This window comes from Streptomyces sp. NPDC051677 (assembly GCF_044453465.1).
Lineage (GTDB): Bacteria > Actinomycetota > Actinomycetes > Streptomycetales > Streptomycetaceae > Streptomyces.
Genome location: NZ_JBITCT010000023.1, coordinates 30,036 through 54,016, shown reverse-complemented (window position 1 = coordinate 54,016; position 23,981 = coordinate 30,036). Strand labels below are relative to the sequence as shown.

24 protein-coding genes are annotated in these 23,981 nt (G+C 69.6%); 16 read left to right on the top strand and 8 right to left on the bottom strand.

The genetic code is table 11. From position 1 onward, the window contains the following. Nucleotides 1-4 precede the first annotated feature (4 nt). From ACIBAF_RS25960 to ACIBAF_RS25950, 3 genes are all read right to left on the bottom strand, one after another. Nucleotides 5-679, bottom strand: coding sequence for a hypothetical protein (locus tag ACIBAF_RS25960; protein ID WP_399466090.1), 675 nt, complete (start codon nucleotides 677-679; stop codon nucleotides 5-7). Between the two features lie 193 nt (nucleotides 680-872). After that, on the bottom strand, nucleotides 873-1,235 hold the full coding sequence (locus ACIBAF_RS25955) for a DUF4913 domain-containing protein (RefSeq protein ID WP_399466088.1): 363 nt from the start codon (nucleotides 1,233-1,235) through the stop codon (nucleotides 873-875). 37 nt (nucleotides 1,236-1,272) lie between these two features. Then, nucleotides 1,273-1,824 (bottom strand): hypothetical protein, encoded by a 552-nt coding sequence (locus ACIBAF_RS25950; protein ID WP_399466087.1) that lies wholly within the window; start codon nucleotides 1,822-1,824, stop codon nucleotides 1,273-1,275. A gap of 388 nt (nucleotides 1,825-2,212) precedes the next feature. Here ACIBAF_RS25950 and ACIBAF_RS25945 point away from each other — a divergent pair, with 388 nt between their 5' ends. The 13 genes from ACIBAF_RS25945 (at nucleotide 2,213) to ACIBAF_RS25885 (ending at nucleotide 16,467) form a co-directional block, all read left to right on the top strand. Then, nucleotides 2,213-3,877 carry a conjugal transfer protein gene (locus tag ACIBAF_RS25945; RefSeq protein WP_399466085.1) on the top strand — a complete coding sequence of 555 codons (1,665 nt, stop codon included), beginning with the start codon at nucleotides 2,213-2,215 and terminating at the stop codon, nucleotides 3,875-3,877. A 66-nt stretch (nucleotides 3,878-3,943) separates the two neighbouring features. Continuing rightward, complete coding sequence (locus ACIBAF_RS25940) at nucleotides 3,944-4,207, top strand: hypothetical protein (RefSeq protein ID WP_399466084.1); 264 nt, start codon at nucleotides 3,944-3,946, stop codon at nucleotides 4,205-4,207. Between the two features lie 64 nt (nucleotides 4,208-4,271). Then, nucleotides 4,272-4,757, top strand: coding sequence for a hypothetical protein (locus tag ACIBAF_RS25935; RefSeq protein ID WP_399466082.1), 486 nt, complete (start codon nucleotides 4,272-4,274; stop codon nucleotides 4,755-4,757). A gap of 63 nt (nucleotides 4,758-4,820) precedes the next feature. Further along, entirely contained in the window at nucleotides 4,821-7,814 is a 2,994-nt protein-coding gene (locus ACIBAF_RS25930) for an ATP-binding protein (RefSeq protein ID WP_399466081.1), read from the top strand. After that, the gene (locus tag ACIBAF_RS25925; RefSeq protein ID WP_399466079.1) at nucleotides 7,811-8,545 is read left to right on the top strand and encodes a hypothetical protein; all 735 of its coding nucleotides are present in this window, start codon (nucleotides 7,811-7,813) and stop codon (nucleotides 8,543-8,545) included. The genes ACIBAF_RS25930 and ACIBAF_RS25925 overlap by 4 nt, the downstream gene beginning before the upstream one ends. Before the next feature lie 6 nt (nucleotides 8,546-8,551). After that, nucleotides 8,552-9,145: a hypothetical protein gene (locus ACIBAF_RS25920; RefSeq protein WP_399466078.1), complete on the top strand. Its 594-nt coding sequence runs from the start codon at nucleotides 8,552-8,554 to the stop codon at nucleotides 9,143-9,145. Nucleotides 9,146-9,242: 97 nt separating this feature from the next. Continuing rightward, entirely contained in the window at nucleotides 9,243-11,441 is a 2,199-nt protein-coding gene (locus tag ACIBAF_RS25915; protein WP_399466076.1) for a hypothetical protein, read from the top strand. 40 nt (nucleotides 11,442-11,481) lie between these two features. Beyond that, nucleotides 11,482-12,111, top strand: a complete 630-nt coding sequence (locus tag ACIBAF_RS25910; RefSeq protein ID WP_399466074.1) for a hypothetical protein — start codon at nucleotides 11,482-11,484, stop codon at nucleotides 12,109-12,111. Between the two features lie 34 nt (nucleotides 12,112-12,145). Then, nucleotides 12,146-12,769, top strand: coding sequence for a hypothetical protein (locus ACIBAF_RS25905; RefSeq protein WP_399466073.1), 624 nt, complete (start codon nucleotides 12,146-12,148; stop codon nucleotides 12,767-12,769). Beyond that, complete coding sequence (locus ACIBAF_RS25900; RefSeq protein WP_399466072.1) at nucleotides 12,766-13,839, top strand: hypothetical protein; 1,074 nt, start codon at nucleotides 12,766-12,768, stop codon at nucleotides 13,837-13,839. The genes ACIBAF_RS25905 and ACIBAF_RS25900 overlap by 4 nt, the downstream gene beginning before the upstream one ends. Further along, the gene (locus tag ACIBAF_RS25895; RefSeq protein ID WP_399466070.1) at nucleotides 13,836-14,486 is read left to right on the top strand and encodes a hypothetical protein; all 651 of its coding nucleotides are present in this window, start codon (nucleotides 13,836-13,838) and stop codon (nucleotides 14,484-14,486) included. The genes ACIBAF_RS25900 and ACIBAF_RS25895 overlap by 4 nt, the downstream gene beginning before the upstream one ends. 133 nt (nucleotides 14,487-14,619) lie before the next feature. Continuing rightward, nucleotides 14,620-16,158 carry a WhiB family transcriptional regulator gene (locus ACIBAF_RS25890; protein ID WP_399466068.1) on the top strand — a complete coding sequence of 513 codons (1,539 nt, stop codon included), beginning with the start codon at nucleotides 14,620-14,622 and terminating at the stop codon, nucleotides 16,156-16,158. A gap of 45 nt (nucleotides 16,159-16,203) precedes the next feature. Further along, nucleotides 16,204-16,467, top strand: a complete 264-nt coding sequence (locus tag ACIBAF_RS25885) for a hypothetical protein (protein ID WP_079660937.1) — start codon at nucleotides 16,204-16,206, stop codon at nucleotides 16,465-16,467. 12 nt (nucleotides 16,468-16,479) lie between these two features. On the opposite strand, the gene ACIBAF_RS25880 is transcribed toward ACIBAF_RS25885, so the two are convergent. Together ACIBAF_RS25880 and ACIBAF_RS25875 are read right to left on the bottom strand one after the other, a co-directional pair. Further along, the gene (locus ACIBAF_RS25880; RefSeq protein WP_399466065.1) at nucleotides 16,480-17,139 is read right to left on the bottom strand and encodes a Uma2 family endonuclease; all 660 of its coding nucleotides are present in this window, start codon (nucleotides 17,137-17,139) and stop codon (nucleotides 16,480-16,482) included. A gap of 104 nt (nucleotides 17,140-17,243) precedes the next feature. After that, nucleotides 17,244-17,702 carry an ATP-binding protein gene (locus ACIBAF_RS25875; protein ID WP_399466063.1) on the bottom strand — a complete coding sequence of 153 codons (459 nt, stop codon included), beginning with the start codon at nucleotides 17,700-17,702 and terminating at the stop codon, nucleotides 17,244-17,246. A 219-nt stretch (nucleotides 17,703-17,921) separates the two neighbouring features. On the opposite strand from ACIBAF_RS25875, the gene ACIBAF_RS25870 reads away from it, so the two are divergent. Together ACIBAF_RS25870 and ACIBAF_RS25865 are read left to right on the top strand one after the other, a co-directional pair. Further along, entirely contained in the window at nucleotides 17,922-18,803 is an 882-nt protein-coding gene (locus ACIBAF_RS25870) for a helix-turn-helix domain-containing protein (RefSeq protein ID WP_399466061.1), read from the top strand. A 9-nt stretch (nucleotides 18,804-18,812) separates the two neighbouring features. Continuing rightward, nucleotides 18,813-18,992, top strand: a complete 180-nt coding sequence (locus ACIBAF_RS25865; protein WP_399466059.1) for a DUF397 domain-containing protein — start codon at nucleotides 18,813-18,815, stop codon at nucleotides 18,990-18,992. Here the strand turns inward: ACIBAF_RS25865 and ACIBAF_RS25860 are convergent. Beyond that, a complete protein-coding gene (locus tag ACIBAF_RS25860) occupies nucleotides 18,979-19,527 on the bottom strand; it encodes a hypothetical protein (protein WP_399466057.1) in 549 nt (182 codons plus the stop codon). The two genes, ACIBAF_RS25865 and ACIBAF_RS25860, sit on opposite strands and share 14 nt — an antisense overlap. 59 nt (nucleotides 19,528-19,586) lie before the next feature. Between ACIBAF_RS25860 and ACIBAF_RS25855 the strand changes: the two genes are divergently transcribed. Beyond that, on the top strand, nucleotides 19,587-22,223 hold the full coding sequence (locus ACIBAF_RS25855; protein WP_399466055.1) for a hypothetical protein: 2,637 nt from the start codon (nucleotides 19,587-19,589) through the stop codon (nucleotides 22,221-22,223). A gap of 79 nt (nucleotides 22,224-22,302) precedes the next feature. Here the strand turns inward: ACIBAF_RS25855 and ACIBAF_RS25850 are convergent, their stop codons facing one another. Together ACIBAF_RS25850 and dnaJ are read right to left on the bottom strand one after the other, a co-directional pair. Continuing rightward, nucleotides 22,303-22,770, bottom strand: coding sequence for a heat shock protein transcriptional repressor HspR (locus ACIBAF_RS25850; RefSeq protein WP_399320088.1), 468 nt, complete (start codon nucleotides 22,768-22,770; stop codon nucleotides 22,303-22,305). Nucleotides 22,771-22,775: 5 nt separating this feature from the next. After that, nucleotides 22,776-23,954, bottom strand: coding sequence for a molecular chaperone DnaJ (gene dnaJ / locus ACIBAF_RS25845; protein ID WP_399466053.1), 1,179 nt, complete (start codon nucleotides 23,952-23,954; stop codon nucleotides 22,776-22,778). Nucleotides 23,955-23,981 lie beyond the last annotated feature (27 nt).

Sequence of the window (23,981 nt, the reverse complement as noted above, 5' to 3'; positions counted from 1 at the left end):
CGGCTCACTCCCCCGAGTCTTCGGAGGACCCGACGTTGCCGAGTCCGAAGACGTCGAAGCCGGAGACCTCCCACTGGGCGCCGTCTTCCTTGACGGTCACCAGCCACTCGTTCTCCTCGGTCGAGGACTGTCCGCCGGAGGTGTGCGTGGTGGTCACCTTCACCAGACTGGATATCGTCCTGCCGCTGCCGCGCACCACGTCGTCGGCTATCACCGCGTCACGCTCCACGACCGCCGCGCCCTTGGACGAGCACTGCTCGGCCTGGCAGGTCGCCCACTCCTTGCCGGACGGCAGCACGGTCGCCTGCTTCATCTGTGTGTCGCCGGTGGTGAGTCCGAGCAACGGGGAGCTCCAGGCAGCCGCCTTGCTGGTGTGGTCGTAGGTGGTGAGCCCGGCCATGTACTTCGCCATGACGGCGTGGGCCTCGGCCACTTCGGAGGGCTGGACGATGGGGGTGGCACCGCCGCTGGGCGCATCGGAACCCGCGGATCCCGAAGACCCCGAGCCCGCGTCGGCGCCGTTTCGACCGTCGGAGGTGGCGGCCGGCGCCGCGTCGGCGCCGTCATCGCCGTCGTCTCCGTCGAAGACGGTGAACACCGTCAGCACGAGAATCAGCAAAGCGCCGAGCACGACCAGAGGCAGCAGTGCCGTGCGCTTGTTCTCGGCAGGCAACTCCACGTTCCCGCGCCTTCCTTGTGCTGAGCCGGTACGGCGGTCGACGGGTGACCGGCACACGGTAGGTGGCGGCGGCAAGGTGAGGCCTTGGGTTTTCCCGACGGGGAAAGGAGCGGACGCCTCTCGGGAAAAGAGCGGGCGGGGTTTCAGGGAGGGGCGGGCGGCCGAACCCCCGGTGATGTGGTGTGCCTGGTGCTCACTCCGGCCGTGGATCCACCGGCAGCGGTTCGAAGGGGTAGGCCGTGTGACCGTCCTTGGGCGAACAGGCCGCGAACGGGCCCGAGTCGGCGTCCATCAGGACCCGCAGGTGAGGATCCGCATGGTGCAGCCACCAGGTGGACATGCCGAGCGCCGGGTCCTGGCGCAGGTGTTCCCAGGCCAGCCAGAGGGCGGAGAGGCGGGCGCCGGCCTCGGGGTGCTCCCACCACTTCGGGCACCAGGTGGCCGTGGAGCCGTTGACGCGGCGGCGGATCAACTGGGCGAGGTAGTCGGAGACGAAGACGAAGACGTCCGCGAAGTAGAACTCCGGTTCCCTCGCGGTCTCTTCGGTGCCGTTCATCCGTGCCCCTGTCGGTCGGTCTGCGGTGGTCGCGTGATCAGGTCAGGAAGATACCCAGCACCAACACCACCACCACGATCGCGCCCATCACGATGCGCGCCGTCGGATCCTCGCGTTCCCACAGGTCGTGGACGACGCTCCAGCCGCTCATCCGCGCCGCACGGCCCCCTTGCAGGCGGGCGGTCAAACCCTGCTGCTCCTCGTCGACGGCCTCGTCGTCCGCCGGCTGCGGCTCGGGATCCTCGTCGAACCCGACCGGCAGCCCCTGTTGCTCCTGGGCCACCAGGACCATCTGCTCGAGAAGTTCGGGAATCGTGTTCGGGGTGAGGGGATAGGCGAAGGTCCCGTACGGCGTCTCCACGCACAGGCGGGCCTGCCAGGGGTTGCCGGGTTCGTAACCGTCGACCCAGGCACGGTCGGCCTGGAACACCTGCGGCGCCTGGAGGGCCGACGCCACGGCGGGGGCAGGAGGCTGCTGGACCGGCGCGGCCTGCTGGACCGGCGGGGCCTGCTGGGGGATCTCCCAGGTGCGCGGGTCGGGCTGCTGCGGGTGCTGCGGCTGCTGCGGGTTCCCGTTGTGGTCGGTCAACTCTCGTCCTTCGCCGGGTCCGTCGGGTCCAGGGGTGATGCGGTGGGGTGATGCGGTGGGGTGGGGCGGTGGGGTGGGGCGGTGGGGTGGGGCGGTACCGAGGGCGGTACCGGGCACGTCGGGCAGGCGTGCCCAGCGCATTGTGAGCCCAGGGCGGGCCGGTTCGGCGCGGAGTCTTCCCGCCGTGTCCCTGACACTTTTCCCGACGGGATTCCCCAAGAGATCCCGCCGGGAATTCTCCGTCTCCCGGCGAGGAAAACGACGCCGGTCCCGGGACGGGTCTTTGTCACACTGCCAGCGCACCTGGCTGGGCCAGGGCCCGTCGTGCGGTGCGGTCGTGAACCCGCCCAGGCGGACGGGGAACCGACTCGCTGGAGTAACCGACTCGATGACAGACCACAACAGCCCTGCTGGCGCGGTCGGCGGAGGCCAGCCTTCCGGGCAGCCCGGGTCCTTCGGTCCGTCCCAGCAGCCAGAGCAACAGGCGTGGCAGGCGCAGAGCCAGGGGCAGCAGGCCCCCGCCCCGCAGCCCACCGCCCCACGGCAGCCGCAGCCCCAGCAGCTCCCCTCCGACGCGGCCCGCGCACAGGTCGCCGCCGCCTGGGTGCGCAACACGCCCCGGGCCGGCCAGGCCGCCGTACCGTCGCTGCCGCCGCGTGAAACGCGCTCCCAGGGCGAGTCGAAGAAGGAGAAGCGCGAGCGGGAACGGGCGGCACGCAAGGCTGCCTACGAGCAGAAGAAGGCGGAGAAGGAACAGCGCAAGAGGGGCGGTACGGCCGCCACCGCCGCTGCCACCGCGCCTGCGCCCACGCCCGTCGCGGCTGGTCAGCCCGCGCCCCATGCTCCCGCCGCGAGCAACCCCACGCCCACGGCCGGCACCGCCACGGCTGCCCACTCCACGTCCGCCCCTGCCGCCGCCCCGGCCCAGGCCACCCCGAAGCCCGCCCGTGACTTCGACGTCCCCAAGCCCGGCGGCCGCATCCCCGGCGGCGGACGCCGTACGCACGTCGCGCTCCGCGCCACGCTGCTGATCTCCACGTGTGTGTTCGCACTGGGCTCCTGCGGCGTGATGGGACTCGTGGTCGGCAAGTCCTCCAGTGCCACCACCGCCGGACTGGACGAGGCGGACGCCACCCGCTACCGCCTCACCGAGTTCCCCACCGAGCAGGCAGCGGCCTTCGCGGAGCAGTACGCGCAGCTCTGCATGACGTTCTCCCCGGACACCTCGTCCGCCCGCCGGACCGACCTCGCCCGCTACGCCTCCGCCGGCGTCGACCCCGAGTGCGGCTGGAGCGGCGAGGGCACCAGCAAGGCGGTCTCCGCCACATGGGACGGCACCGCCGAGAAGCTTCCCGAGTACGGCGACCACGGCCGGTACATCGGCGTTCAGGTCCGGACGGACGACGGCACGCTCACCACGCTCACCGTCCCGGTGTACGTGCAGAACCTCAAGACGGGCGAGGGCATGCGCGTCGCCGGCAACGTCGGCCAGATGCCGCTGCCTGCGCGTGCGGACGTGCCGGAGCTCGACCAGCGCGACGAGGTCGTGGACGACACGCTCTCCACGCAGCTCCAGCAGAAGGTGCTGCCGGGCTACTTCGAGGCCTGGGGCGCCTCCGACGCGACGGCGATGTCCCGGTTCATCACACCCGACGCGACCCTGACCGCCACCACAGGCCTGTCCGGGCGCATGACGAACCCACAGGTCGGCACCGTCGTCGCGCTCGTCCCGGCGAGCGTCCAGGACAGCGACCCGTACGCCTACAGCGCCGGACAGGCGGTCCAGGTGCGCGTGGTCGTCGACTGGAGCGACGCGAAGGGCGTCGCCGTCAGTCGCGCGTACCGGATGACGATCGTGAACACGGCCCAGGGCTGGTTCGTCAAGGACATCCGGGGCGGCGTCCTCGACAAGCAGGGCGGCCGGGCCGACAGCGACGAGACCGACAGCGGCGCCGCGACGGGGAGTGCCTCGCCGTCCGCCCCGGCCTCCCCGTCCACGTCCGCCTCGACGACCCCCCAGGCGCCCAAGAGCAAGCAGCCCGGCAAGTCCTGACCGGCACCGCGCCGCCCTCGACCCCCGCGCCACCTGACACCGCTCCACCACCCGAGAGGAATCACCATGTACCTGGCAGCCGGTACGACCCTGGACGACATGTTCGGGGAGATCGAGACCATCCTCCGCAACGCGGGGACCATGGTCGCCGTCATCGCCCTGCTCATCCTCGGCATCCGCATGCTGATGTCGATGAAGCGCGGCGACGGCATGCGCGAGGCCTTCCAGGGCTTCGGCATGATCGCGCTCGCCGCCCTGATCATCGGTGGCGCCGGCGGTCTCGCCGGCGTACTGATCGGCCTCGGCAGCCAGATCGGCGGCGGCAACTGACCCATCGCCCGGGCCATGCCCGACGGTCCGTCAGTAGCCGTCCCTACCAGGGGAGTTCGCAAACATGAGCCAGGAGGCACCGCCGGAGCCGCTGGTCGCGTACGACCACACCGATCTGGTCAACCGCCCCAAGCGGATCTGGAACTGGGGCAACATCCCGCTGCCGGGCCTGCTGCTGCCCGCACTGGGCGCGGCCTTCGGCTTCGGGCTGATCTGGCTCATCGCGCTGTTCACGATGTCGGCGTTCCTGCCGTTCCTCGGGATGTCGATGTGGACGTCGATCCTCTACTTCGGGCCGCCGTTCGCCGTCTACTTCGTCTGGGGACGGCCGCTGCCCTCGGCGCTCACGCTGAGCCAGCAGCTCGTGGTGTGGACCGACTGGTGGTTCCAGCCCAAGCGCCTGCAGGGCCTCGCCGCCGACCAGGAGCCCGAAGAGCTGCACTGGCAGGTCATCATCTTCACCCCCGGCTCGCCGCGCTGGCAGGCCCGCTACGACGCCGCGCGCCAGGCCGCCGCCGCCCGCGGCAGCGCCTTCTCCACCTACCGCTGACCCCTCCCGTCCTCCTTCACGTCCTTCACGTCCTTCACGTCGACTACCGCAGGTGACTCCTCCATGTTCATGCTGATCCTTCTGGGCGGGGCGGCCGCCTTCTTCGTGGTCGCCATGATCATGGCCGCCTCGTCGAGCAAGAAGAACGGTCAGGGCGGCCAGGGCGGCTCAAGGCAGTCGTCCTCCTCCCGCTCCAGGCAGTCCGGCTCGTCGGCGTCCACCCGCCGCGAGGACCTCCGTCTCCCCTACCGCTACGCCGACGACATGATCTTCGTGCACGGCGACTCGGTGTGGACGGGCATGGTCCTGCCCAACGCCATCGACGAGTACCTGAACGCCGGCGAGCTCCAGGCGATGGCCGAGGGCCCGGCCCGCGGTCTGCTCAACCTGGCCCGCGGCGACCGCAACGTCGAGTGCCACTACCGCAAGGTCTACCAGCCGATCACCGCGCTGACCTGGGCGGAGGAGCTGAACGCGATCGCCTGGGAGCCCACCGAGAACTACAAGGCGTACAACCTGCGCAAGGCCGAGTACCAGGAGCGCATCGGCGCCAAGCGGGAGCGCAACATCCTGCTGGTGAAGCTGGGTTCGCTGAAGCGGACCAGCGGCGGCACCGGCGTCCTGGCCCAGGACGACGAGCCGTACGACGAGCCCGGCCTCCTCCAGGGCGTGCGCGGCGCCGCCGACCAGGCCGCCGCCACCGCGACCGGCGTCGCGGACGAGTACCTCTCCCCGCACGTCCTCGCCGAGTGGACGCAGACGGCCGTCGAGGTCCACGAGAGCCTGGAGGGCCTCAAGGGCGCCCCGCTCAGCCGCGAGGAGCTCGTCTGGCTGATCCGCAAGCCGCTCCACGGCGACCTGCCGGTCCCGCCGGAGCCGGTGCTCGGCTCGCGCGCCTGGGGCCCCAACCAGTTCGACCTGGTCGTCGACTTCTCCGGCGAGAACCGCAAGACGCACATCGTCCTGAACCAGTACGACGAGGTGACGGGCGAGCAGCAGACCAGCTACACCACGACACTCGTGGCCGCCAACTGGCCCGCGGAGACCCGCTTCCGCCAGTCGACGGCCTGGGCGCGCTACGCCGCCCAGCACGTGGACTTCCCCGTCGAGATCGACATGCGGTTCACGCTCATCCCGTACCTGAAGTTCAAGGACCGCGCCGACAAGATCCGCGGCAACCTCGTCGACGAGATGAACGACATGGCCAACTCCGGCCGCAGCCCCGACACCAAGCTGGCCACCCAGGTCACCCGCGCCCAGGAGCTCGTCGACGACATCGAAGAGCACAAGATGCCGGGCATGGAGGCGCAGATCCGCTTCACGATCTCCGCGCACGACGTGAAGGAGCTGGAGCGCCGGCGCCGTGTCCTGGAGATGCAGTTCAAGCAGGACCTGAAGGTCACGCTGCTGCGCCCGACCCGCCAGCAGTGGCGCCTGCTCCAGTCCCAGCTGCCGGGCGACGCGCCCAAGCTGCCGATCGCCCCGTATCTCCGTCTCCAGGAGGTGGAGCAGCTCGGCGCCGGACTCCCCACGGCCGGCACGGAGTTGGGCGACAACCCCGAGCAGCGGTCCGGCAAGCGGCTCGGCTGGGTCGGCAACCTGGTCGGCTGGGCGGGCAAGATGCCGGTCCACTACTCCCTCCACGTGGGCCCGGCCCGCAACGACGGCGGTGGCCTCGCCATCGTCGGCGCGTCCGGCGGCGGCAAGTCGTCCCTGGCCCTGCAGAAGTTCTACGAGGAGTCGGAGTCGGGCGTCCGCTGCCTGGTCATCGACCCGAAGACCGACTTCGCCCAGCTGTGCTACTACCTGGCCTTCGGCTCCCAGGTGAACGACCCGGCCTTCGCGAGCGACGCGGAGCAGGGCCTCCTCGGCACCCCGCAGAGCCGGTTCCAGCCCGTGAACCCGGAGTTCTGGGCGGAGACGGAGGTCGTCGACCTGCTGAAGGGCCAGGCGGGCGTCCTCGACCCGTGGGTCATCGCCCGCGACGTCCCCGCCGGCCGCCTCCTCGCCGAGTCCATGCTCCGCGGCTTCCTCGGCGACGAGGACTACCAGCGCGTCCGCCTCCCCGTCATCGAGGGCATGGCGACCGTCATCGGCCGCTACAACTCCGCGATCCGCCAGGCCGTCGAGCAGGGCTACACCGCCCGCGACGCCGAACTCGCCGTCCCCCGCCCGACGTTGTGGCAGGTCGTGGACGAGGTCGTCGCGGCGTACGACCACGCGGTGGCCAGCGGCGACCGCGAGGCGATCAAGGACCTCAAGCTCGCGCAGATGCTCCTCACCGAGCTGCGGACGCTCCCCTACGCCCGGCTCTCCTTCGCCGAGCACCCGCAGCCCCTCTCCAGCATGCGCAAGCGCCGCACCGTCATCACCCTGCGCGGCTTCCAGTCGCCGGCGGCCTCCGACCCGCGCAACTGGAACCCGGCGGAACGTCTCGCGGCGACGGCCCTGATGGCGGTCGTGGAACTGGGCAGCCAGATGCTCGACGTCGGCTACGAGAAGAACCCGGTGACCGGTGAGATCGGCCTGCGCCCCAAGGCGCTCTTCGTCGACGAGGCGTACGTCGTCACGGCGACCGAGTCCGGCCGCGACCTGATGCGCCGCGCCCTGAAGCAGGGCCGCTCCTACCTCGCCGTCACCGTCCTGATCACCCAGCAGGCCATCGACCTCGTCCAGATCGAGGACTCCGAGGCCCGCAGCGGCGGCGCCAACCAGATCCACACGGTCTTCGCCTTCAAGCAGAAGTCGGCGCAGGAAGCCTCCCTGGTGGCCCCGCTCCTGGGCCGCCCGGAGAACGACCCGAAGGTCATCGCCGCCCTCCAGGAACTCCGCACGGGTGTCTGCCTCCAGCGCGACGCCGACAAGCGGGTCGGCACGGTCGCCGTCGACCTGGTCTTCAAGGAGATCCTCGCCGCCACCGACACCAACGGCACCACCCGCCCGGCCCGCCAGGGCATCAACCCCCCACTGAGTGTCTGGGACTGGACCTTCCTGCAGGAGGCGGAGGAGGACCCGGCGACTTCCCAGCCGGCCCCCCAGGAATCGGCCGCCGTATGACCTCGCCCGAACCCACCTCGTCCCCGGAGGCCCGCGTCCCCATGCCCCTGTCCAAGCCCCTGACCAAGCCCCTGACCACGGGTATCGTCTCCCTGGCCCTGCTCACCGCGTTGACCGGCTGCGGGTCCGACTCCGACTCCGACTCCGGCTCGGACGGCAAGGGTTCGGCCACCTCCTCCGCCGCCTCCGGATCAGGCTCGGACTCCGCGTCCAAGGGCCTGCCCAGCGCCAAGACGCTGAGAGACGTGCAGGAGTTCATCTCCGGCGCCGGTCTGCCGTGCAACAACCTCACCGACGACCAGAGCGCGAACGGAACCCCCGCAGAGGGATTCCTCGGCCCCTCGGACGAACACGACACCCCGGCCCAGGCAGCCGATAAGGACGTCTGGGGCATCAGAAAGTCCGGCTTCTGCGGAGAAACCCGGTCCGACGTCGGCGGCTGGGTCATCTACCTGCCGAGCGACATGAAGGCGTTCCAGGAGACCTACCGCAAGCAGGCAGAGGAGTTGGCGAAAGACCAGGGTTGGACGGACCTGGCAAGATTTTTCGTCGGCGCCGACTTCATCATCGACCCAACGAACTTGCAGACGAGCAAGACCCTGCTCGAAGCCGGGATGTTGCTGGAGAATTGCGATCCCGGTTTCAAGGCTCCCCAGGGGTACGTCACGGAGGACGCACAGGCGAGCGGCTGCGTACTGACCAACTACCTTCCCGACCCCCTGGACCAGTAGGCCGACATGCGCTTCAGGAAAGCACTCACCATCGGCGCCACCCTCATCGCGTTCACGGCGGTCACGGGGTGCGGAAGCAACGACGACAAGGGCGAGAACAGCGGGAGCGAAAGCCCGGCCGCCAGTTCTTCCGGCAGCACCGGACAGGACGCGGGCGGCGGCCTGCCCAAGGCTGCGGATCTGGCGTCCATCGCGTACTACGTGAACAAGTACACCTCCTGCCTGGACCTGAAGACGGGCGCCGACTACGACGTCAACCACGACGGCGACAGGACCGCGTGGGGCGCCGACGAGGCGGCGGACCCGTCCTGGGGCATCAAGGAGCGGGGCGTGTGCAGCGACGGATCCGGCGCCCCCGTCGCCCTCCTGTCCGTGGCGGACATGAAGAAGTTCCAGACCGCCGCCAAGGCGAACAACGACAAATTCCTGGTCGGCCAGGACTTCGCGGTCATACCGGTCGGAAGCCAGGCGATCCAGGAACTGCAGAAGTCCGAGCTCCTGTTCCTGACCTGCGATCCGGACTTCTCGGCGCCGAGCGGTTTCCAGAAGTCTCCGGCCCTCGTCGACGGCTGTGCACTGAGCAACTACTTCGGCGACTGAACCCGCACACCGAACACGTCACCTTGCCCACGCGTACCCCGAAGGAATACAGATGCATCCGCGCAACGCACTGAGCCGTCGAATACGGAAAGCCGGTGTGGCCGCCCGTGCCGGCCTCTTCGTGGTGCTGGCGCTGATCGCCCTCACCCTGGCCGCGCCCAGTTCGGCGTACGCGGACTTCTCCTGCAACTTCACCGGCGACGAGAGCTACCACATGGACTCGCCGGGCAGTAACGGCGAGGGCATCATGCCCGCCGTCGTGCAGTGGAAGGACGGCGGCGGCTCCGACAACCTCGGCGACGAGAAGGGCACGGTCAAGGGCGTCTTCAAGGTGGAGAAGGACGAAGCCCAGCGCTACACCCTGTACGAGTTGAACGGCATGCGAGGCCTGAACTGGTCCATGACCTTCAAGGGCAAGGGCAACGCCGCCGAGAAGAACGGCACATGGGGCAGCGGAGCCGATTCCTGCGCGGTCATGGACTACGTCAACAACGGGATCGCTGACGCCGTCTTCTACGGCACCAAGGTGCTCACCCGGTTCTCCATCTCCATCAAGGAGATGGCCTCCAACCCGAGTCCCTTCTCCGGCCTCTACACCGGCCGCGACAACGTGGTGACGACTCTTCGCGACAACGTCCTGAAGCCCGCCCTCACGGTGATGATCCTTCTGGTCGGCCTCTGGGTGTTCACCAAGTGGCGCAAGGGCGACATGCGTGAAGTGTGGGCGGGAGTCTCCTGGACCGCCCTGACCGTGATCGCAGTGCTGGCCTTCCTCACCGGCAACAACTACGACAAGGTCGTCCAGAGCTCCGACGAATGGATCGCCAGCGCCAACTCCGCACTCAGCTCGACCGTACTCGCGGGCGTCTCGGGCAAGATGCAGAGCCCCTGCGATCTGCCCAACAACGGCAAGGGCCTGCCCGGAGAGGTGGGCCTGCGGTTGTCGAGCTGCGCCATGTACGACACCCTCGCTTTCCGCCCCTGGGCCATGGGCCAGTTCGGCGATGTGGGCGCGAACTGCATCTTCAGGAAAGACAGCAACGGAAAGGTCTCCGGCACGGACGGGACCTGCACATTCAGCAGTGACACCAAATACGACTGCTATTGGGGCGAGAAAGGCACGCCCCGCTGCGGGGACCTCCGCGTGCGCCAAGCGGTCACCCAGTCCTGGACCAACGTCGACGACCAACGCGGGGACGCCAAGCCGAACGGAGACAAGTTCGGGGATTGGCAGAGCATCCGTATGGAGATCGCCGTCGGCGAGAAAGTGCCGGACAAGACGATCTACCCGGTCGCCTTCAACGACTGGGCCGGCAAGAACGCCACCGACCGGGTGGGCATCGCCTTCTACTCCCTCGTGGCCGCCTTCATCGTCGGCGTGATGGTCCTCGCACTGAGCGCGCTCACCCTCCTGTGGCACGCGGTCACACTGATCCTGATCATGCTGTTGCCGCTGGTCGCCACGCTCGGCATCCACCCCTCCCAGCAGAAGCTGCTGAAGAGCTGGCTGGAGACGTTCATCCACAGCTTCGTGCTGCGCGCCGGCTTCGGCGTCATCCTGACCGTGCTGCTCGTGCTGTACCAGATGATCCTGCCCGCGCAGATCGCCCTCGGTACCCAGCTGCTGATGCTGCTGCTGGTCACCGTCGCCGTCGTGATGATGCTGAAGAAGCTCCTCACCGGGAACTTCACCCCGCAGGTCGCGGGCGGCGAGGACGCCCTCGGCATCCGGGACGGCGCGAACGCCACCTTCGACAAGGCCGCCGCCATGGCCCCGGGCCTCGCCATCGGCTCGGCCCGCGCCAGCGGCCGCGTCGCGGGCACCACAGCCAAGGGCACGGGCCGCGCGGCCGGCAGCACGCTGCGCGGCGGCGCCTGGGCGGTGGACAAGTTCGCCAACAAGGGCCGGGGACGGGCCGCACTGCAGAAGCGAGGCTGGCTCGGCCAGTCCAAGCGGGAGCAGCGGCAGACCGCGTACCGGTCGGCGGAGGGGGCACGTGAGGCCCAGGAGGCGAGGAACCACCCGCCGGAGGAGCAGGAGGCCCAGTCGCCCCCCACCCCCAGGCGCGGCCGCCGGGTCAGCGACTCGGGCGCCAAGCAGGCCCCGCAGCAGTCCACGCCGCCCACCGAGTCCCGCCCGGCTCCCGCGCCGCAGTCGCAGCCGTCGGCGCCACGCCCCCGGCCCGCCCCGGCCGAGGCGCCGCCGGCACCACGGCAGCAGACGCCCCCCGTGGCCCCGACTCCTCCAGCGGCCCCGCCGCCCCGGGACCCGCGTGGCCCCAGCGGCCGCGTCTGACCCCGCCCCCTGCCCGTAAGCAGCACCAGAGGAGCCACCCATGCCCGTCCTGACCGCCGACCGCACCCCCGACCAGTTGGTCGCGGAACTGGAGCGGCTCGTCGAGGTGGACTGGCCCACGGTGTGGGCGGGGGTGCCGGACGACGAGGAGAAGCGCTCGCACTGGTGCGCGGGGTTCGGCTGGCAACCGCTGTGGTTCGAGGCGGGCCAGTGGGTCCGTACGGCCCAGGGTGCCCGCCTCCACCTCGCCTCGGTGGCTCCCGCCCGCCCGGTGACCCGCGTCGAGCACGCCCTGTGGTCGGTCCGGGCGGGCGCGGCGGCGGAGAACGAGTCCCTGATGGCGCTCGCCGCCGCCAAGTGGCCCGCGTACGTCACCGCCGTCCAGTCGGTGCTGAGCGTGCCCACCTGGTCCGGCGACTGGGACACGGCAGGCTTCCCCGACTCCCCCGGACGCGGGTACTGGCGGGACGCGGAGTGGCGAGGGGAGCACCGGGACCCGTACCGGCTGGCGGTGTGGTCCTTCCGTACGCCGGGAGCACCGCTGTTCGTGCTCAAGGCGAACCTGGCGGCGGGTACGGCAGCGGGTTGGGGCCCGGGCAGTGCGACGATCTCCCTCGCCTGCCACGGACCGGCCGACGCCGAGGACGACGGCCCCGGCTGGCTGCTGTGACGACTGTGCCGACGACCGAGACGAGAGACTGATCATGGGCCTCACTTCAGGACTCCAGGACCGCACCCCACAGGAACTGGTCACCGAACTGCGCGGACTGACCGACGTGGACTGGCCGACCGTATGGTCCGGCCCACCCCTCCCGGGCCAGGGCCTGGACATGTGGTGCGCCCAGTTCGGATGGACTCCGCTCAGCTTCGAACGGGTGCTTCAGGTACGGACCGACACCGGGGGAGAGTTCGTCCTCAACGCGCCGGGCGGCAGCTGGGCTCCTGTGGCAGGCGTCAGCCACTGGGTGTGGGGAGCCGGAGCCGAGACCGCCGCCGACAACCCCGCCGTACTGGCGGAGGCCGCACGCACGTGGCCGCTCTACCTGACGGCGGCCTGCTCGGTGCTGGGAGAACCGACGTGGGAGGGGGCCTGGGACGCCGAGGACTTCCCCGACGTGATCGGCGGCCAGGAGTTCGCCGACCGGGAGATCCGCATCGAGGAGCAGAACCCCTATCGGCTGGCGTACTGGCTGCCCACGTCAGGCGCCGGCCCGCTCGTCGTCCTGAGCGTGGCCCTCGCGGTGGGAACCGCGCAACAGGACTGGGACGGTGCCGCGAACCTCTCCGTGAAGTTCAGTCCGCGTCCGGTCGAAATGGGAGCAGCATGAGCACACGGCCGATCCCCGAGAACATAGAGGCCCTCGCCGTCCGTCTGGCCAACGAGGAGGCCGCGCGCGCCGCATACGCCAGATCCGAGAAGGGCCGCCAGGCCATCGCACGGCGGCTGCGGACGGAAGCCGCGGCCAAAGGCATGCCGGTCAAGGAGTACATCGAGGCTCTGACCAAGGATCCGCAGGGTGTGACGCCCCCGGAGGGAACGGCCCCCACCAGCGCCTTCTGGTCGTTCGGCATCGATCACCCGGACGCGCCGACGAACCGATGGGACCAGAACTTCCTCGACAACCGCTACATCGCCGAAGCCTGGGCGACCGTCCAGAACGAGCAGCAGCAAGGATCCGCGCGGACGCTTGAGACGACCGAGGCAGGCCGCCGGCTGAACTCGATGTACCTCTGGGAACCGGAGGTCCTCGAAGCACTCGGCGGAGCCGAGAAGGGCTTCACCGAGGACTGGACCCGCAACTGCTGGGGCACCATCTCCGAGACCTACGCCACCACGGCCAAGGGCCCCGTCGCCGTCTTCGCCCAGTACGCCGACACCCGCTCGATCCTCTACAACCGAGAGCTCCCCACCCTCCACACCAACACGGACGTCGGCCTCGACAACATCCACTTCGCCTACGAGGCTCCGCAGCCGTGGCCGAAGGAGACGCGGGCCGAGGTCGGCACCGACGCCGCCCGTGCGCAGCTTCAGTACAACGATCCGACCAAAGCGCACTACGTCGACCCCAAGACCTATCCAGACCAGGACCCCACGGCACGCAGGACGGCCTTGGAGTCGGAGTTCGCCTCGGTGACAGCCGAACGCACGCAACGGGCCACGGAGAAGCAGAGTGTCGCCACCCCCGCGAAGGAGGAGGCGACCCCAGAGGTCAATACCCTCACGGCAAAAGCCCCGGCACAGCCCGAGAAGCCGACGGCCGCCGTGCCCGTGTGGCAGATGGGATTCAAACCCACCCCCGTCAAGCTCGAAGCAGATTCCTCCGGCCCCTCCGTCGAGTCGGTGGCCCCGCCCGAGCCCTCTCTCGGAAAACAAGCCACAGGCACGGGGATGGGATGAACACGAGAGGCAAGACCGCGCGGCGAGACACGCCCCCGCCGCCCAAGAACCTGGCCCAGACACTCCGCCGTCTCCTCCACCAGGACGAGAACGACCCCTGGGCGGTCAAGCTCCTCCCGCGGATCGTCTTCGGCCTCGCCGCCGCCTACACCCTCTTCGCCATAGCCTCCGAGAGCGGCTCCAGCTTCGTCACGGTCTGCGCCCTGATCCTCGTCGGCGCGGTGGTCTGGCTGCTCCGCCGCCGCACGCAGCTCCTCCTGGGCCTCGGCTCGACCATCCTCTCCGCCGCGTTCACGGGCTACTTCTCCGCGGTGGGGGACTCCGTCCGCGCGTCCACCAGCGCGACCGTCACCGGCCAGGCCGCCTTCGGCTACTGGTCCCTCGCCGGCATGGCCCTCCTCGGCGCGTGGATGGTGAAGGAGCACCCGGGTCGCCGCGGCGTCACCGTCCTCCTCGCGGATGTGATCCTCGTCATCGCGTCCGTCGTCGGCATGTTCCTGCCGGAAGCGGGCGTACCGCTCGGCTTCGTGGGGGTGATCGCCGTCCTGGCGCTGCGCGGAAGCAGCGCGAAAGCGGTTGCGGCCCGGTCCCGCCGGGCACTTGGCCGCCTGCGGCCGCGCAAAGCCACTGACCCGACGGACAGTTGAGGCTCGTGTGAACTTTTCGTCTCGTCACTGTGCCAGATCGGCACATGCTTTGCAGATGCGTTGCACCTGGTTGACGGGTCGTTCTAGAGTCCCCTCCGATCACGGATCACCACGGGGGACAACACACATGCGTATGGCCAGCCATACGGTGCTGCACGCGCGCCCTGCGCGCGGGCCGGTACGAGGATCGGCGGCGGGCGCCCACATACCCGACGCCGCCCTGCCCTGCCAGCGCCGACCGGACGTCTTCCAGCACCCGCTGCTGGAGGCGTCGACGGACATCCCGGACAGCTCTCCCCACACCTCACCCGAACAGCGCCACCAGCACCTGGTCCTGCTGCGCACCGCCCGCGACCTGTGCGCTTCCTGCCCGTTGTGGGCGGAATGCCTCCAGGACGCGGTCGCCCACGCCGAGCCCTACGGCTACGCGGCCGCGACCACGCTGGAAGACCGCCGCTGGATCCGCCGCGCCCTCGCCCTCGGCGACCCGAACGGCAACCTGCCCACCCACCCCACGGACGGCCCCGCCTCCGCAACCGGCACCGGCACCGGCACGAGCTCCGGCACCGGCTCGGGCGACACCTCCCGCCGACTGCTCCGGCTGCGCTCCCGCACCACCGACGCGGCCGCCCGGCACGCCGCCGAGCGAGGCCTGCCCGAACTGGAGCAGGTCCTCGACGCTTTCGACGCCCGCCAGGAGCAACTAGCCTCCTACCAGCGGCAGTTGCCCGCGATACCGAGGCAGTTGCACGAGCACACCGCCGCACAGTCACCCCACAGCAACAGACATCCCCACTCGCACGCACACCCGGAAAGCAGGAGCGAGGACATGGCAGCGGCCGAGTCCGGGCAGCGGATCGCCTTCTCGTACGAGGATCCCGCCCAGGCCGTACGACAGGCTCTGCTGGCCCCCCTGGTCCGCTCCGCCCTGCCCACGCTCGACAGCCTGGAGCAGCTGGTCACGATGCTGGCGAGCGTGCCCGGCGGCGACATCGCCCCGGAACTGCCGGAGAACCTCCGCGCCGTACGCAAGGCGGTGGAGGCATTGGATGTGATGGCGCCGGAGGGCAACGGTGAAGGCTCCTGCGACCTCGCCGAGACCTCCCCAGAGACCACCAGCCCCCTCCGAGCCCTGACCGGCTCGGTCTCCGTCGAACTCGCCACGACCGACCCGGTGGCGGCCCTGCGCCGCGACTTCCTGGAACCGCTGCTGCGCGAACTGGCCGCCTCCCTCGCCAACATCGAGAAGGTGGCGACCATGCTGGCCGCGACCTCGGACGGCGACGAGGTCCACCTGGAGCCGATCCGCACCGCACTCCAGGGCATCCGGGCACGCCTCCCGCACCCGACGACCCCTTCCGGGGGAACCACCGCAGGTGCCGCCCGCCACTCCACTGCCCTCCCAGCCCACACCTCCGCCCCCAGCATCCGGGCCGCCGTGGAAACAGCGGTGTCGACGTTTCCCGGCCCTTTCTCCGCCCGCGACGTCCTGCGCGCCCTCCCGCCCGGCATCTACGGCGACCCGTCGAAAACGATCAGTAACGTCCTGTCCGCGCTGGTCAAGTCGGGCCGCCTGCAACGCCTCGCCCGGGGCACGTACGCTCGCACCGTGGACGTCGCCATGGACGTCACCGCGGACGTCCCCGATCAGGACGAGGCGAAGAGCGCCTGAGCCGGACCCGAGCCGGACCCGAGCGAGAAGGAACCGAGACCCCCGATGACCGAACCGACGCCGCCGCCCCCGCCCCCCGCCACGGCGGACGCCCAGGTGCACGTCTTCTCCCCCAACGCCGGCCTGATCGACGGCGTCCCGGTCACCGCCCCGCCCTACGGCGACATCCAGGACGTGGTCCTGTCGATCCTCCAGCAACGCGCCCAACAACTCGGAGCCCCCACCCCGGCCACGATCACCGACAACCGCTACGGCGGCGCGATCCGCCTCCTGATCCACCCGGACGGGACGACGGAACAGCTTGGCTGAACAGGTTCACCTTCAGCCCCGCTTGGGCCCGGTGATCGCCTCGCCGATGACGAAACCCTTGGCGGGGCCCTCGGGAATGGTCACGTCCGTCCCATAGGGGACACGGTGGACGTCCTCCCAGTCGGCCTTGTCGGGCTGCGGCCCGGTAAAGAGGGTGACGGCGCCCTGGCCGTCGTAGTCGTCGACGAGGACGTAAACGGGGATGCCGGCGCGAGCGTACGCGCGGCGCTTTTTCACACGGTCGCGGTCGAGGCTGCGCTTGCCCGGTGAGACGACTTCGAAGACGACCCGCACCGCGGCGGCGGTCAGGCCGATGCCGTCATCCGTCACATAGCGCTCGGGGTCCCTCGCGACGACGAACAGATCGGGTACCCATGCCGAACCTTCGTGGATGATGTTCGTGTCGTTTCGGGTGGCGAAATCGCCGCCCTTCAGGAAGTCCCCCAACATCTCCTTGAGCAGGAAGATGATCTGACTGTGTGAGTAGCGGCCGGTGGGCGACACCTCGATGGCTCCCTCGATGATCTCAGCGCGGTAGCCCTCGGGGAGTTCCATGGCCTTCCATGCCCGCCACACGACCTCGTCCAGGTCGGGGCCGTCCTCTGGCGTAGACACGAGCTCGATCCTGGTCTCAGGCATGGTCTCGGGCCTCTCGTGCGCAAGAGCGGTCATGGGGGCATCACCTCCTCAAGTGTGGGCTTGACGTTCCTCGGGGCACAAGCGACGCCATGACGGTAGACAGAGCAATTGGGCTGACCAGGGGAAACAAACCCGGTTCACCCGTTCGAGCGACGAAGAAACGGTCTATCGCCCCTGCCCAGCTCGAACCACACCCCCTTCGCATACCGCCCCGCTCGCTCATCGGCGACGCCCCACAGATCCGCCATCTCCTCGACGAGCGCGAGCCCCCTCCCCCAACAGGCGACGGCCCCGGCGGCGGGGCGAGTGACGACGGGCGGGTCAGGACTCTCATCGAAGACGCTGACCCGCAGACCGCTCGGCGCGAGCCGGATGCGGAGCATGGCGGTGCCCTTGGTGTGCAGGTGCACGTTCGTGACGAGCTCCGAGGTGCACAGGGCCGCCGGCATGACGAGGGACTCCCGGTCGTGAGTGAAGAGAACAGCACGCACGAAGTCCCGGCACACGCGCGGCGAGGTGACGTCAGCGGGGGCGAACAGGCTGTAGTCCCAGGTGAGTTGAGTGGGGCGGTGAGCGGCACGGCGGGCTGGGTTCATGGCGGGCGGGGCTCCTTGGCATGCCCAGCGATTGCGTCGCCCACAGGGTGTGGGTGCTCTGTCGGCTTACGGGCAGGGAAAGTTGGATGGTTTCTTTGCGTGACTGATCCCACACCTACGGTAGGGCTTATGGGTTCTACATCTCAACCTGTTCACCTGATCTAGTGGACCAACCACCCCACGCGGTGCAGACTTTGAGCGAGTGAGCAAGGAGTAACCGTGGGACTACGCACCACCATCAGCGAACGCCAGCGCCGCCTCGGCTTCGAACTCAAACAACTGCGCGAACAAGCGGGATTGAACGCGGCCGAAGCCTCCCAGCGCATCAGCATGAGCCGAGCGCAGTTGAGCCACATCGAACTGGGCCGCACGTCGATCCTGACCGAGCGGCTGCTGGAGCTCTGCCGGACCTACGGTTGCACGGACGAGCCCTACATCGACGCCTTGGTGTCCATGTCCGAGGCGACCGGCAAGGGGTGGTGGGGTGCGTACAAGAAACGCCTCGGGTCCGCGGCACTCAACCTGGCCGAACTGGAAGCCGATGCGGTGGCTCTGCGGATGCACGAGTCACTCTTCATCCCCGGCCTCTTCCAGACCGCCGACTACGCCAGGGCCATCTTCAGCAGCCCCAAACTCGGCTTCGAGAACATCGAGGACGGCCTGAAGTTCCGCATGGAACGGCAACACATCCTCACCCGCAGGAACCCGCCCTCCGTCCATGCCGTGATCCACGAAGCGGCACTACACATGCGTTTCGGCAGCGTTCAAGTCGTGCGCGAGCAGTTGGTTCGGCTCATCGAGTTGGCACGTCTGCCCAACGTGACCATCCAGGTCTATCCGTTCAGCGCGCAGGCCTACGCGGCTCTCAGCGGAAACTTCGTCCACGCCATCCCCGCCACCCCACGGCTCGGCACCGTGATCCACGATCGGGCGACGGGCCCCGACTACCTGCGCGAACCCGCCCAACTTCGCCAATACAGCGCACTCTTCGACCGCCTCACGGAGAACGCCCTACACCCTGTCGACGTATCGTTGGCCCCCGAAGCACATTCGGTGAAGGACTCGCTGGCCCTCATCCAACACCTGCTCTACACGCTCTAGGAGGCCCGTATGCCCGAACTGGACTGGCAGAAGTCATCGTTCAGCGGAGGCCCCGAGAGCAACTGCCTCTACCTCGCCCCCACCCCCGACGGAACGATCCGCCTCCGCGAGAGCGACACCCCGGACGTCATCCTGGCCACCACCCAGGAGACCCTCACAGGCCTCCTGCGCCACCTCAGGGCGCACTGACCTCATCGATGCCGGCCAGAACCGCACGGGCCCTCTTGATGTTCATCTCGAGAATCTTGCGCTCGAACTTACGCGGTTCACGCTCATAGCGGGCCTTACCCGCTTCGGAGGTGAAAGCGGCGGCCGGAACGGCGTCCTCGCCCGGCGGAATGAACTTGGGGATCTCTTCGAACGCCGCGACGGCATAGGCGACGGGATTGCGCAGCTTGTGGTGCTCCGACTCAGGCGTGTTGAGAAGCTCCACTCCCGCAGACTCTGAGATCCGGAAGGCGACATCGGCGAATTCCCCCGGATCGATGATCTTCGAGGGTTCCGGACCGCCGAATGCGGGCGGAGGAGGCGGGTTCTCCTCCGCCATGCGAAAGGTGAATCGACGGGTCGTCCCGCACTGCCGACAAACACCCTCGTACACCGCCACGATGTCGTCACCGTGCTGTTCCAAGCGGTGTCGGCGCTCGAAGTCGCCGGATCCGCACTCACAGGCGTGAAGGTCCATGTACAGGTGCGCTTCGGACGATGAGCGTGCTGTCAACATGACATGATCCTAAGGGCTGTTCGACGACTTCGTAGGTGAAGGCGGGGGAGGAACATCACGTGGACGGGGCGGTCACCGACACACAGATGCAGGCTCAGCAATCACGGTTGATCGCAACGGCCGAACGCGAACTGAGCGCCGTGGCGTCCGTCGTCCTGGGAGAACGGTTCGGTTCGTTCGACCGGCTGGAGACGGAGGACCTGCGCTTCGTCCTGGTGGACGCACAGGGCAGTTCGGCGAACTTCCTGGTGGACGCCATTCCCATGGAGACGGGCGTGATCGCCGGCACTGCGGCGAACACGACGTCGGACCACTACATCGTCCAGATATCCGACCGTCTCCCGACCGAGCAGCTGACTCGGGTCCTCGCCCATGAGATCGGGGAACTCATCGCCGTACGCGACCGCTCCAGCCAAGGTCTGGCACCGGTGCGCGAGAGCCTGTTGGACCAAGGGGCCGAAATCGGTGACAGACGTGAGCTGTCGAGCCAGGACCGTGGTGTCATCGGCGAACTCAACTGGCTTGCCGACCGAGCCTCCGCTCCGGAACTTCCGGAGCAGCAAAGGGCCGAGTCACGTGCCGAACTCTCCGCGCTACTGGACCAATGCGGTATGCGTCCAACAAGCGCCATCACGGAGCCGGACACCTACAACGCTGAATTCAGGGCAGCTCAGATACGACTCCTCGCATCCGCGGAATTCCTCTCCTACGACGCTGAGAACCTCGTCAACGACCTCGCCCACCCCATAGAACACCTCTCCCCCGCCGACGCCACCGCCCTCCAGGCGTCCCGCGACGCGGCTCTGCGGGCGCAGCGGCAGGTCGAGGCGTTCATCGGCCGGCGTGACGTCACCATGCCCCTCCCCGGCTACGACCAGAACGGCCTCCCCCTCCCCCGCGACCAGTTGGAACCCGCTGCCGCGCAGTGGGCGCAGTACCGTGCGCAGGTCGGCGACCGCACCGTGCGGGCGCTGGAAGGGCAGCTGGCCGCCGGGCGGCTTCCCCTGCGCCAGGTGGTGATCGGCGGCGGGGCGAGCCTGACCGGGCGCAGTCCGGACGCGCTGCTGATCGACGGCGCGGGCCGCTGGCACCTGGACCCCGGCGACGGCATCGTGCAGTCCGCCGACCAGGACCGGGATCTCGCCCAGTGGATGGGCGTCGACCCGTACGCGGCGGTCGAGGATCCCCGGCACCGTATCTCCATCCACGCCGTCCGCATCTGGGAGGACCAACTGGCCACCCAGGGGGACCTGGTGAACGGCCACGCCCGGCTGCGGCTCGGCCGGAACGGCGAACTCCTCGCCGAAGTACGCCCGTTGGGCGACGACGGCAAGGAGAGCGCGACTCCCCTCTGGGTGGCCTGCGACGGCACGCCCAGCATCGCCACCGGTCTGACTCCGGAGGTCGTACCGGGCATGCCGCGCGGCGACTTCGCCGTGGAGAGCCGCGGCGAAGCCGTGCGGCTGATCGGCGACCGGCTCCGGGAGCTGGAGGGGCAGGGGACCGCCGGTGCGGGCGCGATGCGCGCCTGGCTGACGCAGGCCGAGCGGGGCGGCGCGGACACCCGTACCGTGCTCGACGCACTGAACTCCCCCGCGTCCTCGGCACTCAAGGACGCCCTCACGGCCGGCCTGGAGCCCGATGCCGCCACCCGCATGGGCAACTGCTTCACCGCCCTCGACTCGACCCAGAAGTGGGAGAGCGCGCGTGAGGCCGCGCCGGGGCGGGCGCTGCTGGGCGACGAGGTCGCCGAGAGCCGCTTCGACGCGCACGCCGCCAGGGAGTGGATCGTCGTGGGTTCCGGCGGCACCGCCGTCGCCAACGCGGAGATCATCCTGATCCAGAACCGCGAGGCCCACGTCACGATCATCGGCTCGAAGCCGCCGCCGGCGCTCCAGCACCAGGTCCAGTTCCCGGCGATGCAAGAGAAGTACGGGCACGGCGAGAACGGCGAGCAGCGGCTGTCCTTCGTCGAGGCACGCGTCGGCGCGATCGAGACCTACCAGGACGACCAGGGCGTCACCCGCTTCCAGGTCCCCTACGTCGACCAGGACACCAAGGAGCGGCACGTGGCCCGCGGCGACGGCTACGTCACCAGCCTCGGCCGCACCAACCCGCTCCCGCCCGCCCTCCAGGACCTCGCGCACGAGGTGCGCGACCGGGGCGGCGAGATCTCCGGGGACCTGCTGTTCGACAGGGACGACCAGTACATCGGCTACGGCCTCACTTTCGCCGTGGACGGCCACGAACACCGCGTCGACGTGGACGGCGCGGCCTCCTGGCAGCTGCCGCGCGAGATATTCGCCCCGGAGGCGGGAGTCCAGGGCGAGCTGAACCGGATGGGCGTGCGCGGTCTGCCGTCCGAGACCGGCAACGCGGCCCCCGGCTTCTCCCCGATCGCCCGCCAGAGCGCCCTGCGCGCCCGCGCCGTCGCGGCGGCAGCAGCCGGCGACGAGAACGCCGTACGCCGGAACTCGACCGTCCCGGAACGCTGGCGCCGCCCGGAACCGAGCCAAGCCAAGGAGACGGCGACCACCCCGGCCCCCACCCCCTCCATCCCCGGCTCCCACCTCTGGCAGCTGGGCATGCCCAAGGGCCCTACGACCCGACCGACCGCCCCCACCCGGCAACCGCAGCAACAGCCGCCCGGCCAGGAGCCCCCGACCCCGACCCCGACCGTCGGCATGGGCGACTGACCGCCCGTGAACAACAGCGAAGGGGCCCGAAACTCCGGGCCCCTTCCCATGTACACCTGTACACCTCAGTCGGTACGCCTCAGTCCGACGGCTGCTGCCGCTTCGGACGCCACACCACCAACGCGCTGGTCTGCTGTACCTCCTGGTACGGCACCAGGTCCCGTCGGTACGACGCGTGCACCGCCGCCTCGCGCTGCTGCATCGCCGCGGCCGCACCGTCCAGCGCGGCCTCCATCTCGGCCACCCTGGACTGCAGGGCGGCCACCTGGTTCTCCAGCTCGATGATCCGTTTGATGCCGGCCAGGTTGATGCCCTCGTCCTGGGACAGCGCCTGCACCGTGCGGAGCAGTTCGATGTCGCGGGCCGAGTAGCGTCGGCCCCGGCCGGCGGTGCGGTCGGGGGAGACGAGGCCCAGGCGGTCGTACTGGCGCAGCGTCTGCGGGTGCAGGCCGGAGAGCTGGGCCGCTACCGAGATGACGTAGACCGGGGTCTCCTCGGTCAGTTCATACGGCCCACGAAAATTGTCACTGCGCCGACGGCCGTCCATCACTCTCAGGCTCCCTTCGCGGCCTCGAACAGCTCCGCCCGCGGGTCCTCGCCCGCGGTCGCCTCGCGATACGCCTCCAGCGCGTCACGAGCCTTCCCCGACAGGTCCTTCGGGACACTCACCTCCACGGTGACCAGCAGGTCGCCGCGGGTGCCGTCCTTGCGGACCGCGCCCTTGCCCCGCGCCCGCATGGTGCGGCCGTTGGGCGTGCCGGGCGGCAGTTTCAGGGTCAGGGACGGTCCACCGAGCGTCGGCACCCTGACCTCGCCGCCGAGGGCCGCCTCCGTGAACGTCACCGGCACGGTCACCGTCAGGTTGTCGTCCTTGCGGCCGAACACCGGGTGGGGGTCGACGTGTACGACGACGTAGAGGTCGCCGGACGGGCCGCCTCGCTCGCCGGGTGCACCCTTGCCGCGCAGGCGGATGCGCTGCCCGTCCGTCACCCCGGCCGGGATGCGGACCTGCATGGTCCTGGAGGACTTGGCGCGCCCGCTGCCCTTGCAGTCCAGGCAGGGATGCTCGGCGATCAGACCGCGGCCCTTGCAGTCGGGGCAGGGGTCGGTGAGGGAGAAGCCGCCGCCCGAGCCCCGCGCGACCTGGCCGGTGCCGACGCACGTCGGGCACACCCGCGGCGTGCCGTTCTTGTCGCCCGTGCCGGAACACGCCTTGCAGGGGGCCTGCGAGGACATGCGCAGCGGGACCGTCGCGCCCTCGATGGCCTCCGTGAAGGTGAGGGTGACCTCGGTGTCGATGTCCTGGCCGCGCCGGGGCTGGGTACGGGTCGTGCCCGGGCCGCCGCGGTTGAACAGGCCGCCGAAGACGTCCCCGATGCCTCCGCCGAAGCCGCCGGAGGCCCCGCCGGTCTGGGCGCCGCCTCCGAAGAGGTCGCCCAGGTCGAAGTTGAAGGAGCCGCCGCCCGCTCCGGGGCCCGGGCGGAAGCCGCCGTTGCCGAAGAGGGCGCGTGCCTCGTCGTACTCCTTGCGCTTCTTGGGGTCGCCGAGGATGTCGTTCGCCTCGGAGATCTCCTTGAAGCGCTCCTCCGCCTTGGCGTTGCCCTTGTTGGCGTCCGGGTGGTTCTCGCGGGCGAGCTTCCGGTACGCCTTCTTGATCTCGGCCTCGGTGGCGTCCTTGGGGACGCCGAGGACCTTGTAGAAGTCCTTCTCGATGAAGTCCTTGGTGCTCACCCTCGACGTCCCTCCTCTCGCGTAGTC